This window comes from Vibrio sp. A37, assembly GCF_059777565.1.
Map to the genome: position 1 here is coordinate 110,302 of NZ_JBLNLI010000007.1, position 13,069 is coordinate 123,370.

Below are 13,069 nucleotides of genomic sequence, written 5' to 3' on the forward strand. Positions count from 1 at the left end.
ATGAAAGACTGCTATACCCCGCTTAATTTCGGACTGGATGAAACGGTAAAATTACTACGTGAACACGTCAATGCTTTCGCACAGGAGCACATTGCTCCAATTGCTGCAGAAGTCGATATAAACAACGAATTTCCAAACCAATTGTGGCCATTAATGGGAGACATGGGGCTGCTTGGTGTCACAATAGATGAGAAGTACGGCGGCGCAGGAATGGGATACCTCGCTCATGTCGTGGCGATGGAAGAACTCAGTCGTGCTTCAGCTTCCGTGGCCTTAAGCTATGGTGCTCATTCCAACCTTTGTGTGAATCAAATTTTTCGTAACGGGTCAGAAGAGCAAAAAGAGAAATATTTGCCCAAGCTCATTGATGGCAGTTACATCGGCGCACTTGCGATGAGTGAACCTAACGCCGGTTCTGATGTAGTGAGTATGCAGCTTAGAGCCGATAAAGACGGTGACGAGTTTATTCTAAATGGCAACAAAATGTGGATCACTAATGGTCCAGATGCCGACGTTGTTGTTGTTTATGCTAAAACAGACCCGAGCAAAAGTGCACACGGTATTACAGCCTTCATCGTTGAAAAAAAATTCGCTGGATTTAGTCACGCTCAAAAGCTCGACAAGCTTGGTATGCGTGGCTCCAATACCTGTGAACTTGTGTTTGAAAATTGTCGTGTACCGCAATCCAATGTACTTGGAGAGTTAAATCAAGGCGTCAAGGTATTGATGAGTGGTCTCGACTACGAACGCGTGGTACTCGCGGCTGGCCCTCTCGGAATCATGCAAGCCTGCTTAGACCTTGTTGTTCCTTATATTCATGATCGCAAGCAATTTGGCCAATCCATAGGAGAGTTTCAGTTAGTTCAAGCCAAAATCGCTGATATGTACACCCAGAGTAATGCAGCCAGAGCCTATGTCTACACCGTCGCAGCAGCCTGTGATCGCGGTGAAACCACAAGAAAAGACGCGGCTGGTGTTATTTTATATAGCGCAGAGCTGGCAACCAAAATTGCACTCGATACGATTCAATTACTCGGTGGCAACGGCTACATTAATGAGTTTCCAGCTGGTAGATTATTGCGTGATGCCAAGCTGTATGAAATTGGCGCGGGCACTTCAGAAATAAGACGAATGCTTATTGGTCGTGAATTGTTTGACGAATCACGATAACTCCTCCACTTAGATTTAGGATTCACCATGACTGTTCTTCAATCTAAAGTAAAAAAAGATGCACCGTTATATCAAAAGAATCAGCAAGTGATGCAAGAGCTAGTTGATACACTTTACGCTGATATTGAAAAGATTAAGCAAGGTGGTGGAAAAGCTGCCATTGAGCGTCAGCGAAAAAAAGGCAAGTTGCCCGTACGTGAGCGTATCGCAAAAATATTAGACCCTGACTCAGAGTTTTTAGAAGTAGGCCAATTTGCCGCATGGAAAGTGTATGAGGACTCCATCCCTTGCGCAGGAGTGGTCGCAGGTATTGGTAAAATCAACGATATCGAATGCATGGTGCTCGCCAACGATCCTTCTGTTAAAGGAGGAACTTACTATCCCCTGACAGTGAAAAAACACTTACGAGCGCAAGAAGTCGCGGAGCGGTGCCAGCTGCCTTGTGTGTACTTGGTGGATTCTGGTGGTGCCAATCTTCCTCATCAAGCTGAAGTTTTTCCAGATAAAGATCATTTCGGTCGAATCTTCTTCAACCAAGCCAGAATGTCTGCCAAAGGCATTCCACAAATTGCCGTTGTGTTGGGGCCTTGTACCGCTGGCGGTGCTTACATTCCCGCAATGGCCGATGTCTCTATTATCGTAAAACAACAAGGCACGATCTTTTTAGCCGGCCCACCGCTTGTCAAAGCCGCCACTGGTGAAGTGGTCACAGACGAAGAGCTAGGTGGCGCAGACGTCCACTGCAAAAAATCTGGTGTCGCGGATTATTACGCCAACAATGAAGAGCATGCTTTTGTATTAGCTAGGCAAGCGGTATCTAATATCAACCAGTTACCCTCCCAAGTCCCTTCTAAGAAAGTTTTAGAACCTAGATTTGATGCAGAGGAAATGTATGGCATTGTCAACGCTGATCTTCGGCTGTCTTTCGACGTTCGAGAAATTATTGCCAGAATTGTTGATGACTCAGACTTCGATGAGTTCAAGGCTCTTTATGGCTCTACATTAGTTTGTGGATTTGCCCGACTCTACGGTCAGCAAATTGGCATCATCGCCAACAACGGCATTTTGTTTTCCGAGTCTTCTCAAAAAGGCGCTCACTTCATTGAGTTATGCGCCAAACGGAAAATCCCCCTGCTGTTTCTACAAAATATCACTGGGTTTATGGTCGGGAAGAAATACGAAGAAGAAGGTATCGCTAAGCATGGAGCCAAACTAGTCATGGCCGTAGCCTGTGCTGACGTACCAAAATTTACCGTCATTATTGGTGGCTCGTACGGCGCAGGTAATTACGGAATGTGTGGCCGCTCCTACGACCCAACTATGATTTGGATGTGGCCGAATGCCCGAATATCTGTGATGGGGGGAGAACAAGCAGCCGGAGTGCTCAGCCAAGTCAAAAATGACATCAAATCTAGGCAAGGAGAAGCATGGTCAGACGACGAGCAAAGCAAATTTAAGCAGTCGATCATTGCAACCTACGAAAGTCAGGGCCATCCTTATTATGCGAGTGCTCGTTTATGGGATGACGGCATTATTGATCCAAAAACGACAAGAACCGTTTTAGGGCAAGCGCTTAGAGCTTCTCTTAGAGCGCCAATACCCGATAGTCAATTTGGTATTTTCAGAATGTAGGGGGGATATATGAACATTAACGATAGTCCAGAACCAATGCATGTCGAATGTCATATTGACGAACTGGGTCTTGCCTCACTTACCTTCAACCGAATCGATAAAAGCAACGCTTTTGATGATGGCATGATTCGTCAGATCCTCACGCATTTAAGAAGTTTAAAGGCAGACTCAACGATACGCTGCCTAATACTGCGTGCCAAAGGGAAGCACTTTTCAGCCGGAGCAGATCTTGGCTGGATGAAATCTATGGCAAATAAAACTCACAGCGAGAACTTGCAAGATGCTGAACAGCTCGCATCGCTTATGCACGAACTCGACACCTTTCCTCATCCGACTGTTTCTCTGATTCAAGGTTGTGCTTTTGGTGGTGCTCTTGGGTTGATTTGCTGCACAGATATTGCGGTTGCTACCATAAACAGCAGTTTTTGCTTTAGCGAAGTTAAACTAGGATTGATTCCCGCGACCATTGGCCCATATGTTTGCCGTGCAATTGGTTCAAGGCAGGCCAGACGCTATATGCTTTCGAGCGAACGTTTTGAAAGTACCGCAGCGCTGCAGCTCGGCTTAATCCATAAAGTCGTCGATTCAAAAACAGAACAGGAAGAATTTCTTTTTGAGCTAACCCAGTTGATATTGAACAGCAGCCCAGAGGCAATCAAAAACACCAAAGCTTTATGTCTAAGGTGTGAACACTCCCCTATTGATCAAGATCTGATTCAATATACCAGCCAGCTCATTGCGAATGCGCGCGTATCCGAACAAGGCCAAGAGGGGTTGCACGCTTTCTTTGAAAAGCGTTCGCCAAATTGGGCTCCTCAAGTTGAAGAGCATTGAACAGATGACTAGTGCAAGCAAATATCCTGACAAAGTCACCATTGTTGAAATGGGCGCAAGAGATGGGCTGCAAAATGAAAGAGTCGTGTCGACCAATGCCAAAATTAATTTGATCGAAAGCTTATCGGAAACAGGCTTATCCCACATTGAGGTAGGCTCTTTTGTCTCTCCTAAATGGGTGCCACAAATGGCTGACTCCAAAGCGGTTATGGAGCGTATGGTTCGACAGCCCGGTGTCATTTATTCTGCACTCACTCCGAACTTACAAGGTTTTGAAAAAGCGCTAGAGGCTGGAGTGGACCAAGTGGCAATTTTCACCTCTTCATCCGAGGGATTCTGTCAGCAAAATATTAACTGCTCAATTGCTGAAAGCCTTGAACGTTTCGCACCAGTAATGGAGCAAGCCCAAAAGCATAATATCCGTGTAAGGGGTTATTTATCTTGCGTTATTGAGTGCCCGTATGATGGCCCAACTGATCCTGAGCAAGTGGCTTCTATTGCAAAAAAACTTCATGATCTCGGCTGCTATGAAATTTCCCTCGGTGACACCATCGGTACTGGCACACCTAACCGAATTAGTGAGATGTTGAAAGCAGTAAACAAGCAAGTTCCCGTAGAACAACTCGCTGTCCACTTCCATGACACTTGGGGCCAAGCACTGGCAAATATCCACCAAGCAATCACTCTAGGGGTCACAGTCATTGATAGCAGTGTTGCCGGTTTAGGCGGTTGCCCATACGCGAAAGGTGCATCAGGTAATGTAGCGACAGAGGATGTACTTTACCTTTGTCGTGGTTTAGGAATCGAAACTGGCGTTGATTTAGAAAAAGTCGCTCAAGCTGGCTGGGCCATTTGCAAGAATCTCAACAAACAACCTAGCTCAAAAGTCTCACTCGCCTTAAAACCATAAATAGGTTAGATATCATGTTTAAAACCAAAATTTTTCCGCGTTTTACTGACACCGATGCTTTAGGCCATATCAATAACACCGCGTTTGCTATTTGGTTTGAAGAAGCAAGACTCCCAATATTCGAAATCTTTCACCCGTCTTTAGAAGTTAAAAACTGGCCACTTATCATCGCTCGTATCGAGATTGACTTGTTAGCTCAAACGTATTGGGGTAAAGATGTCGAAGTTCGAACCTTTGTCGAAAAGGTTGGTAACTCTTCCTGCCATTTGCGCCATGAGGCGTGGCAAAGCGGTATCAAAGTCGCGAAAGGCTTAGCGATATTGATTTACTTTGATTACGCGACCAATCAATCGAAGTCTATTGAAGATAACGTTCGCCTGCAATTGCTAGAACATCAACAATAGAATCAAATTGGCAAAAGCCAGCGAGTGATCGCTGGCTTTTTAGGTTGTGACAAATTTCAGCTATCGCTCAAGGTACTGCCCCTACGATTACTTAACCAATTTGAGTCATTTCATTAAGCGTAAAGCTTGCCACACATCCCTCCGTTGCTTTCATGTAGTCAGCCAGATGCTGATTGTTCATGTGAACTTGCCAAAGCTCACGTGAAGACCAGTTTTCATAAAACATAAAATGGGCTGGGTTGTCATTGTCTTGGTGAAGGTCGTAGTTGATGCAACCCTCTTCGGCACGGGTAATTTCAATCAGTTTTAGCAGTTCGTTTTTTACATGTTCGATTTGATCTTCATTGGCAACGATATTCGCAACGATAGTTAACTTAGTCATGATGGACTCCTCATTTTGCAATTAGTGAGCTCTAGTTCTGAGCAAGAGCAGCGTTTGTATGAGGTACATAATAGTGCGGTCATTACTAATGATAAACAGGCTATAATTTGAATAATTATCAAATATAATTTGACAATAAGATTAAGTTAGAAAGGTTTCATCATGCAAATTGAGGATTTACGGGTAATTTTAAAGGTCGCAGAGTTTCGCAGTATCACTGCTGCTGCAACGAGCCTAGATATGCGCACCGCAACCGCCAGTGCGGCGATTAAGCGGGTTGAAGCATCTTTAGGAGCAGAGTTATTCATTCGCACGACCCGAAGCTTGAAGGTATCCGCAGCAGGAGAAAGATTCCTCCCTCAGTGTGAAGAAGCGTTGAAGATGCTTGAAAAAGCAAAGATGAACTTGCAAGAAGATCTCGGCATTATAGACGGCACGATCCGCATTGCTCTTTCATCCGATTTAGGTAGAAATATCGTTGCTCCTTGGCTGGATGAGTTTTTGTTGCAATACCCAAACGTTTCGCTCAGTGCACACATCAGTGACAGCAATGTCGATTTCTATCGGGATTCGGTTGATATGGCACTGCGCTACGGCGCTCCGACCGATGCCAGTATGTATGGTTTTAAAATTTGCGACGTATCAAGGGTACTCTGTGCCAGCCCTGAGTATTTAAACGAAAATGGAACGCCAGCAACACCGGACGAACTATTAAATCACAACGCCTTGTGCTATCAGCTGCATGACATTCTTCAAAACGAGTGGGTATTTAATGAAGAAAAACGCAGTCATAAAGTCAAACTCACCAGCAACCGTGGCTCTAACGACGGTGACCTTGTTAGGCGTTGGTGCGTTAGCGGCAAAGGCATTGCCATAAAATCTAGCCTTGATATGTCACAAGATCTTTTGTCCGGAAAGGTCGTCGCAATAATGCCGACCTACAAACCCACACCAACCGAGCTTTGGCTAGTTTTACCAAGTCGTCAATCTATTACCCCTACCGTTAGGCTGCTCAGAGATATGTTAAGAGATAAGACCAAGCAAACACTTGAGAAATTGAATAGCCAAGGCATTGTGGGATGTTAAGGTGTAAGCACAGAAAAAAAGGAATACATTATAGACACTAGAATTCAATTTCATGTTGATGAGGAAACAAAACGCCTAGAACAACAAAGAAAAACATTGTCTCACGATGCATGGCTAACAGAACAAGTAAACTTAGCGTTTGAAAAGATTGACTTTGGCGAATCTGTTTTCGTTGAACACCAAACTGCTCAATCTCAAATGGAAGAACGCAAAGCCAAAATCCGCAATCGAGATAAACAATGATTTTATGGGAAGAAGAACCATTTAATGATCGTGAAACAATCTTTGAGTTCCCAATGACTTCAACCCTAATGTGTACTAATTCAGACCTGATGCGACTGAGAAAACTGACAACCGCATTGAAACGAAATTAGTACGATGCGCCGTTGATCTTGCGAACTGGAATACTGGAAAGCACATCATTTTCAGCCATTCTCATATTTACAGCCAAGATATCTTCGGAACATTTCTGCGTTGTTATGTAATGCGTTAAACAACCACACGAGTTACATCGATGAAATTCTACTTCTTTGTCACCCCAACAATAGAAAGCTGTTTTTTCATTCATGCTGATTTGAACTTGTTCTGGAGAAAAATACGCCCAAGCCGCTGCATAACGACGACAAATAGAGCAATTACATTCACCAATTTCTTTAGGTAGAGAGTTGACTACTAAGTTAACGTTTCCACAGTGACACTTTAATTCCATTCGATAAATCCCTGTATTTATTTAACATTCCTAACAACAGACTAGCTCGCCTCCCTGCCTAACTTTCAATCAAGCTACTCTTTGCTGCCTGACGTACAGGCGCTTAAAAAATCTTTAGGCAGGAATCAATGATTCCCTACTTACAGAAGGTGTCGATATACAGAGCTTCAACCTTGTCTCTTGCCCATTGTGTTCTGCGCAAGAACTTTAGCGATGACTTGATTGATGGGTTATTGTAAAAACAGTTGATTTGAATTTCTGCATCCAACCTCTCCCAACCGTAGTGCTCTTGCAAACGCACGAGGATCTTCTCTAAAGTCAAACCATGTAATGGGTTATTCGGTTGCTCTTGGCTCATTGGGGTTCCTAGAAGAAATAATTTTAATGGGAGTTTATCAGACTTGAAGTGAACAGTTTCAGCTTTTGTTTCCCTTGGGTGGATTGTAGAACGTTCACTTTGAGCTCAACAAGCTCAGCTCGATCAAGGCGATTACCGTGCGAATATCTTTAAACGTAAAAATGAGCAAAAACATGTTAGATTGAGCTCACCGTTGTATCAATATTTCTGGCGTTATTTAATAATTGCCTTCATACCCTAAATCATATAGTTACAAGACTAACAAGGAAGAACTGTGAACAGTTTTCACTATGCATTTAAAGTAAAGGATCTCAAAAGTACACGTCAATTCTATGTGGATATGCTAGGTTGCAAGGAAGGTCGTTCGACAGAAACGTGGATCGATTTTGACTTTTTCGGTCACCAGCTGTCAGCTCATATTAGTACGAACATACCGGAGCTGGATTACTGTGGACTTGTAGATGGAGTTGAAGTGCCCATTCCACATTTCGGTTGTGTGTTGACTGATGAACAATTCGAGCGAGTTATGCAGATTTTCGAAAAGAACAATATCGATTTTATCGTTAAGCCTCAGGTTAGGTATCAAAATACTGTTGGCCAACAAAAAACCATGTTTGTTCTAGACTACAGCGGTAACCCTATCGAATTTAAGTCCATGAAAAATGAAGGTGAACTGTTCTCAGCTTCGTAAACACTTTCAAATTTACTTCATTTGTAGCGTTATTTGCTAGAGGATTAAAATGAATCTTTCTTCAAACCTCATAATGCTAGCGCGCTACAACCAGCGTATGAATCAACAATTGTTGGCGGTGTGCGAGCAGCTAACCTGTATATTGAGCCAGTTTGGTTTGGATTTTGGTTGTACCAATCTACCCGTCATTGTTCCTGAGGGAGCTCAAGCCCAATAACTTGAGCATCATTTACTCGACATTTGAGCTCAAAGCTCTTCTCTGCCTTTTAGTTTTTCCATTAAGTTTGTCCAATCGTTTGAACCTATCTTCATGTCACCACCCCGTTTAACTTGCACGCCTTCCATTGACTCAATATCGCGAGTCACCTGCGCAAACGCATCATCGGCATTATTTGCCACACATGTAGAGCGAAGATACGTGCTTCCATTGACCATCAAAGGCTCGTAGTCATAAACACCTGCTTGTGTGCATTTCTCTGCAAAAGCAAGAAGCTTCTCATCCGTTTCAAGGTGTCTGCCTGTGATTTCAACTTCAAACGTATAGGTTTTCTTTTCTTGCATGTTTTTCTCGCTAGTCTGTCGCTCTTATCGAAACCCTGATGTTCCTCCATCAAAGTATTCGATTTCACTGAGTATTTTATATGATGTATTTACACCATGTGTAGCGTTAGTTTCAAAGACTTTACTCATGTCAGAAACTCTTGGAGAGCAAAGCTTGTTTAGAACTCAACTCCTATTTTAATTGGCCGTCGATTACTCCCCGATTTTTAACGTGAATACAAAGTGGATTTCCCTATACAACACAAGAAAATAGTGCTACATTTCCGCCTCAAATTACGGGGCCTCCGGCCATAAGTAGAAGTCATGGGTATGCATTTATTTTACAATTCATTGTCGAATAAAGGACTTTCCAGCCTAGGAGAGGGCTTCGCCGTTGCAATAAAAGCTTCATACAGCAAACGTACTATTCATTTCGCACCGAGTATAGATACTCGATTTGAGTGCTATTACCATAACGTACAACCTCTAAACCCTCCGAGTTGATCCGCTCTTTCTCGAATGGTGAGTGTGGTTTTATAAGCGAGAATCTTTCTCTAGAACAAATAACACTCCAATTGGCTAGAAAGGGCATACACATTCGCGCGAATTACTTGTTGTTACTATAATATCAACGACTTAACCTTGCATTAGCGTTCATTCTTGTAAGTATTCTCGCTACGCAACAAAAGTAATTTAAAATTTTCCACCGCATTGACGACAGGCATTCCGGAGCTTTCAGCCATGCGTACATTGTATAGCCAACCATCAAACAGGTTACTTCCAAGTCAATGGGACTTGTTTGCATTATTGCTAATTTTTTCATCTTTGATTGCCCTATGTTGGGCGGGTGCCAAGCTGGCAGGCCCTTTTAATATTGGCGATCAAATATCGATTTCGCTTAGTCCTTGGGCGCTACCTGAATACGCCTTAGAGACTGTTCTGCGAATGTTTATCGCGTTAGCGTTATCTTTCGTGTTCAGCTTTATTGTTGGTGTGATTGCCGCCAAAAGTGAACGGGCAGGCAAGATAATTATTCCAATTATCGATATCCTGCAATCGGTACCGATTCTTGGCTACTTATCTATTTTGATCATCTTTTTTGTCTCACTTTTTCCAGGATCATTATTAGGCCCTCAGTTCGCTGCTATTTTTGCTGTGTTCACCTCTCAGGTGTGGAACATGACACTAAGCTTTTACCAGTCACTAAGAACCGTGCCAAAAGAGCTTCGTGAAGCAGCAGATATGTACCAACTTTCTGGCTGGCAAAAGTTTTGGAAGATGGAAGTGCCTTTTGCAATGCCCGGCCTGCTTTGGAACGCGATGATGTCTATGTCTGGCGGATGGTTCTTCGTAGTAGCTTCAGAGGCGATTTCAGTCGGCAACAAAGAAGTAATGCTGCCGGGTATCGGCTCGTACATCCAACAAGCGATCAACACAAGTGACGTACCCGCAATGGTTTACGCCATCTTGGCGATGTTAGCGGTTATCCTAATGTACGATCAGCTATTGTTCCGCCCTCTCGTGACTTGGTCGGAAAAATTTGTTGTCTCTGATTTACCTTCAGAAGGTTCAAGCTCGTGGTTCTTAAGCCTTCTTAAACGCGCACACTGGATGCAAGCATTTTCGAACGTGTGTGTCGATCAGGCCAACAACTTTGTAAATATCAGCTACTTCAAGCAAAAAGAGTACAAGAAGTCCTCTCACCGTATGGCCAATGTAGAGTACAGCAAGCTAAATAAGAGTTTGTGGTATGGTGCGCTTGCGGTGATGGCCGTGGTTTTTGTTTACTTCACTTGGAGCTTTATCTACAAGGGTAAAGGTATAGGCTTACACGAAACTCTGCATGTGTTGCTGCTGGGCTTTTATACCGCTCTTCGCGTTTTCTCTTTAATATTGCTTTGCTCTTTTATCTGGCTACCGGTTGGTATCTGGATAGGTTTACGCCCTCGCCTCGCACAGAAAATTCAGCCAATTGCGCAAATATTAGCGGCATTTCCTGCTAACTTATTCTTCCCGATATTCATTATCGCCATCATCCATTTCAACCTAAATGTTGAAATATGGTCTGCCCCTTTAATGGTGTTGGGGACGCAGTGGTACATCTTATTTAATGTGATTGCTGGCGCTTCGGCCATCCCTCAAGAGCTTAAGTTTGCAGCTCAGAATATGCAAATCAGCGGTTTTTCCAAGTGGTTTAAATATCTTATTCCTGCGGTATTCCCATTCTACGTCACTGGTGCCATCGCGGCGGCTGGCGGTTCTTGGAATGCAAGTATCGTTGCCGAAGTCATGGTTTGGGGTAACACTAAGTTGGTTGCAACCGGTCTAGGCGCTTATATCGCAGAAAATACGAGCTCGGGTAACTTACCAAAAATAGCGCTTGGCGTACTGGTAATGTGCGTTTGGGTAACACTGTTCAACCGAGTATTCTGGCGCAGGCTATACCGCTACGCTGAAACACGTTTCCGCTACTAGCTCGAATAAATTGTAAGGAATTAACGATGTCAAAAAGCAACATCATTGTTGATGTCAAACAAATCTCAAAGGCATTCAAAAAGCCAGACAAGCAAGAGCTACTGGTTTTAGAAAACGTAAACTTCACTATGAAAGAGGGTGAAATCGTCGCTCTGTTAGGTAAGTCGGGTTCTGGTAAATCGACCTTGTTGAGAATCATCGCGGGCTTAACAGCGCCAAGTGGCGGCGAAGTCCTTTATCGTGATCAACCTGTTCGCAGCCCTGTGCGCGATATTTCTATGGTGTTCCAAAGCTTTGCATTGATGCCATGGCTAACAGTATTACAAAACGTAGAACTTGGATTAGAAGCTCGTGATATGTCTCGCTCAGAGCGCCGCAAGCTAGCACTTGAAGCTGTCGATATGATCGGCTTGGACGGTTTTGAAAACGCCTACCCTCGCGAACTCTCTGGTGGTATGCGCCAGCGTGTCGGCTTTGCCAGAGCGTTAGTATTGAAGCCTGATTTACTGCTGATGGATGAACCATTCTCTGCTCTAGACGTTTTAACCTCAGAGAACCTGCGCGACGACTTGCTAGAGCTGTGGGAAAAGAACAGTGCGATGAAAGGCATTCTTTATGTAACCCACAACATTGAGGAAGCCGTGTTAACTGCTGATCGAATTATCATTTTTGGTAGCAACCCGGGCTTTATTCGAGGTGAACTGTCGGTTGACCTCCCTCACCCGCGTAACAGTCAGGACTCTGCGGTGACGGAACTCATCGATGAAGTATATCGTATGATGACTACAGCCGAAACCAACGAGCTGCGTGAGCGTATGAACAGACGCAAAGCGTTAACCATCGCTTATCGCCTGCCAGATGCGGATATTGAAGAATTAACTGGCCTTTTAGCAGAAGCGCTAGAAATCCAAGAGCAAGGCACCGCTCTTGACTTACCTGAGCTTGCAGACCATATTCGCCTCGACGTTGATGACCTATTCCCGATTCTAGAGATATTATCAGTACTTGGCCTTGCTCAAGTTTCAGACGGTGATATCACTATGACTGCTCTGGGTAAACAGTTTGTAGAAGCCGAAATCACAGATCGTAAAGTGACTTTCTCAAGATTGTTAGTGAAGAATATTCCGTTAGCTCGCCATGTCATTCGTATTTTGAAAGAACGTCCAAATCACACGGTTCATGAAGCGCGATTCCTTACTGAGCTTGAAGATCACTTTAGTGATGATGAAGCAAAACGTGTATTTGAAACCTTTATCGAATGGGCTCGTTACGCTGAAATCATTGAATACGATGCCACTTCCGGTATTTTGACTTTGGACGAAACAACCTTCTAGAATCTCTTTAAACAGCGGTAACCTAATCGAATGAGGTTACCGCTAGTCGCTTTCTCAACTGAGGCTTCACCAACATGGCCAAACGCTCTCCTGTCGTCGAAATTCTGTCGTATGGTATCTACTCAACTTGGGATTCAAAGTCTAAGGACCTACCTAAAGTTCAAGAATTTACGAATACTGTCCCCGCAGATGAAGACATTGAGTTCGGCTTCATCGTAAATATTAAAAAAGCAAAAGGTAGCAAAATTTATTACTGCATCAACCATCCCGGTGTGCTAGGCAAAAAAGGCCAAGTGCTGGCACCATTTGATGGAGAAGAGCACATCAATAATAATGATTGGGAATTTTATCTAGGCGACACTATCCAATTACTTGACCCAATGAATGGCCTTGAAAGTAACTTCGGCGAATGGCATATGCACATTGAGCTGGACGGTAAAGTCATCGCGGAAAAGAAATTTAACGTTGTCGCCCGCGACGAAGGACAATTTTGGAAACGTCGGGGGTTTTAGTAAGCCCTATCTACTATGCACTAGCCCGGAAT

The 13,069-nt window shown here is 43.8% G+C and carries 15 protein-coding genes and 1 pseudogene; 12 read left to right on the forward strand and 4 right to left on the reverse strand.

The window, feature by feature from the left end:
- From ACM2FC_RS13790 to ACM2FC_RS13810, 5 genes are read left to right on the forward strand one after another with little or no spacing between them, the layout of a single operon-like run.
- Window positions 1-1,170: an isovaleryl-CoA dehydrogenase gene (locus ACM2FC_RS13790; protein WP_498481523.1), complete on the forward strand. Its 1,170-nt coding sequence runs from the start codon at window positions 1-3 to the stop codon at window positions 1,168-1,170.
- A gap of 27 nt (window positions 1,171-1,197) precedes the next feature.
- On the forward strand, window positions 1,198-2,802 hold the full coding sequence (locus tag ACM2FC_RS13795) for a carboxyl transferase domain-containing protein (protein WP_498481525.1): 1,605 nt from the start codon (window positions 1,198-1,200) through the stop codon (window positions 2,800-2,802).
- Between the two features lie 9 nt (window positions 2,803-2,811).
- Window positions 2,812-3,636 (forward strand): enoyl-CoA hydratase-related protein, encoded by an 825-nt coding sequence (locus tag ACM2FC_RS13800; RefSeq protein ID WP_498481526.1) that lies wholly within the window; start codon window positions 2,812-2,814, stop codon window positions 3,634-3,636.
- Window positions 3,637-3,640: 4 nt separating this feature from the next.
- Window positions 3,641-4,546, forward strand: coding sequence for a hydroxymethylglutaryl-CoA lyase (locus ACM2FC_RS13805; protein ID WP_498481527.1), 906 nt, complete (start codon window positions 3,641-3,643; stop codon window positions 4,544-4,546).
- A 14-nt stretch (window positions 4,547-4,560) separates the two neighbouring features.
- Entirely contained in the window at window positions 4,561-4,950 is a 390-nt protein-coding gene (locus ACM2FC_RS13810) for an acyl-CoA thioesterase (RefSeq protein WP_498481528.1), read from the forward strand.
- Between the two features lie 91 nt (window positions 4,951-5,041).
- Here the strand turns inward: ACM2FC_RS13810 and ACM2FC_RS13815 are convergent, their stop codons facing one another.
- Window positions 5,042-5,332, reverse strand: a complete 291-nt coding sequence (locus tag ACM2FC_RS13815) for a putative quinol monooxygenase (protein ID WP_498481529.1) — start codon at window positions 5,330-5,332, stop codon at window positions 5,042-5,044.
- Between the two features lie 162 nt (window positions 5,333-5,494).
- Between ACM2FC_RS13815 and ACM2FC_RS13820 the strand changes: the two genes are divergently transcribed.
- A complete protein-coding gene (locus ACM2FC_RS13820; protein ID WP_498481530.1) occupies window positions 5,495-6,418 on the forward strand; it encodes a LysR family transcriptional regulator in 924 nt (307 codons plus the stop codon).
- A 30-nt stretch (window positions 6,419-6,448) separates the two neighbouring features.
- On the forward strand, window positions 6,449-6,661 hold the full coding sequence (locus ACM2FC_RS13825; RefSeq protein ID WP_498481675.1) for a damage-inducible protein J: 213 nt from the start codon (window positions 6,449-6,451) through the stop codon (window positions 6,659-6,661).
- 127 nt (window positions 6,662-6,788) lie between these two features.
- Here the strand turns inward: ACM2FC_RS13825 and ACM2FC_RS13830 are convergent, their stop codons facing one another.
- Entirely contained in the window at window positions 6,789-7,127 is a 339-nt protein-coding gene (locus ACM2FC_RS13830; protein WP_498481532.1) for a GFA family protein, read from the reverse strand.
- 136 nt (window positions 7,128-7,263) lie between these two features.
- Window positions 7,264-7,485 carry a VF530 family protein gene (locus tag ACM2FC_RS13835; protein WP_498481533.1) on the reverse strand — a complete coding sequence of 74 codons (222 nt, stop codon included), beginning with the start codon at window positions 7,483-7,485 and terminating at the stop codon, window positions 7,264-7,266.
- 274 nt (window positions 7,486-7,759) lie between these two features.
- Between ACM2FC_RS13835 and ACM2FC_RS13840 the strand changes: the two genes are divergently transcribed.
- Window positions 7,760-8,176 carry a VOC family protein gene (locus ACM2FC_RS13840; RefSeq protein WP_498481534.1) on the forward strand — a complete coding sequence of 139 codons (417 nt, stop codon included), beginning with the start codon at window positions 7,760-7,762 and terminating at the stop codon, window positions 8,174-8,176.
- 127 nt (window positions 8,177-8,303) lie between these two features.
- A pseudogene (locus ACM2FC_RS13845) lies at window positions 8,304-8,393 on the forward strand (DinB family protein); the annotation flags it as partial.
- 29 nt (window positions 8,394-8,422) lie between these two features.
- On the opposite strand, the gene ACM2FC_RS13850 reads toward ACM2FC_RS13845, so the two are convergent.
- On the reverse strand, window positions 8,423-8,737 hold the full coding sequence (locus ACM2FC_RS13850; RefSeq protein WP_498481535.1) for a hypothetical protein: 315 nt from the start codon (window positions 8,735-8,737) through the stop codon (window positions 8,423-8,425).
- A gap of 720 nt (window positions 8,738-9,457) precedes the next feature.
- On the opposite strand from ACM2FC_RS13850, the gene ACM2FC_RS13855 reads away from it, so the two are divergent.
- The 3 genes from ACM2FC_RS13855 to ACM2FC_RS13865 all read left to right on the forward strand — a co-directional run bounded on the left by ACM2FC_RS13855 (window position 9,458) and on the right by ACM2FC_RS13865 (window position 13,037).
- Window positions 9,458-11,191 (forward strand): ABC transporter permease, encoded by a 1,734-nt coding sequence (locus ACM2FC_RS13855; protein ID WP_498481536.1) that lies wholly within the window; start codon window positions 9,458-9,460, stop codon window positions 11,189-11,191.
- 26 nt (window positions 11,192-11,217) lie between these two features.
- Window positions 11,218-12,525, forward strand: a complete 1,308-nt coding sequence (locus ACM2FC_RS13860) for an ABC transporter ATP-binding protein (RefSeq protein WP_498481537.1) — start codon at window positions 11,218-11,220, stop codon at window positions 12,523-12,525.
- A gap of 74 nt (window positions 12,526-12,599) precedes the next feature.
- Window positions 12,600-13,037: a DUF3859 domain-containing protein gene (locus ACM2FC_RS13865; protein ID WP_498481538.1), complete on the forward strand. Its 438-nt coding sequence runs from the start codon at window positions 12,600-12,602 to the stop codon at window positions 13,035-13,037.
- The last annotated feature ends 32 nt before the right edge of the window (window positions 13,038-13,069 follow it).

Coding starts and splice junctions, on each gene's coding strand:
- ACM2FC_RS13790 (WP_498481523.1), top strand. CDS start 1: ATGAAAGACTGCTATACCCCGCTTAATTTCGGACTGGATGAAACGGTA.
- ACM2FC_RS13795 (WP_498481525.1), top strand. CDS start 1,198: ATGACTGTTCTTCAATCTAAAGTAAAAAAAGATGCACCGTTATATCAA.
- ACM2FC_RS13800 (WP_498481526.1), top strand. CDS start 2,812: ATGAACATTAACGATAGTCCAGAACCAATGCATGTCGAATGTCATATT.
- ACM2FC_RS13805 (WP_498481527.1), top strand. CDS start 3,641: ATGACTAGTGCAAGCAAATATCCTGACAAAGTCACCATTGTTGAAATG.
- ACM2FC_RS13810 (WP_498481528.1), top strand. CDS start 4,561: ATGTTTAAAACCAAAATTTTTCCGCGTTTTACTGACACCGATGCTTTA.
- ACM2FC_RS13815 (WP_498481529.1), bottom strand. CDS start 5,332: ATGACTAAGTTAACTATCGTTGCGAATATCGTTGCCAATGAAGATCAA.
- ACM2FC_RS13820 (WP_498481530.1), top strand. CDS start 5,495: ATGCAAATTGAGGATTTACGGGTAATTTTAAAGGTCGCAGAGTTTCGC.
- ACM2FC_RS13830 (WP_498481532.1), bottom strand. CDS start 7,127: ATGGAATTAAAGTGTCACTGTGGAAACGTTAACTTAGTAGTCAACTCT.
- ACM2FC_RS13835 (WP_498481533.1), bottom strand. CDS start 7,485: ATGAGCCAAGAGCAACCGAATAACCCATTACATGGTTTGACTTTAGAG.
- ACM2FC_RS13850 (WP_498481535.1), bottom strand. CDS start 8,737: ATGCAAGAAAAGAAAACCTATACGTTTGAAGTTGAAATCACAGGCAGA.
- ACM2FC_RS13855 (WP_498481536.1), top strand. CDS start 9,458: ATGCGTACATTGTATAGCCAACCATCAAACAGGTTACTTCCAAGTCAA.
- ACM2FC_RS13860 (WP_498481537.1), top strand. CDS start 11,218: ATGTCAAAAAGCAACATCATTGTTGATGTCAAACAAATCTCAAAGGCA.
- ACM2FC_RS13865 (WP_498481538.1), top strand. CDS start 12,600: ATGGCCAAACGCTCTCCTGTCGTCGAAATTCTGTCGTATGGTATCTAC.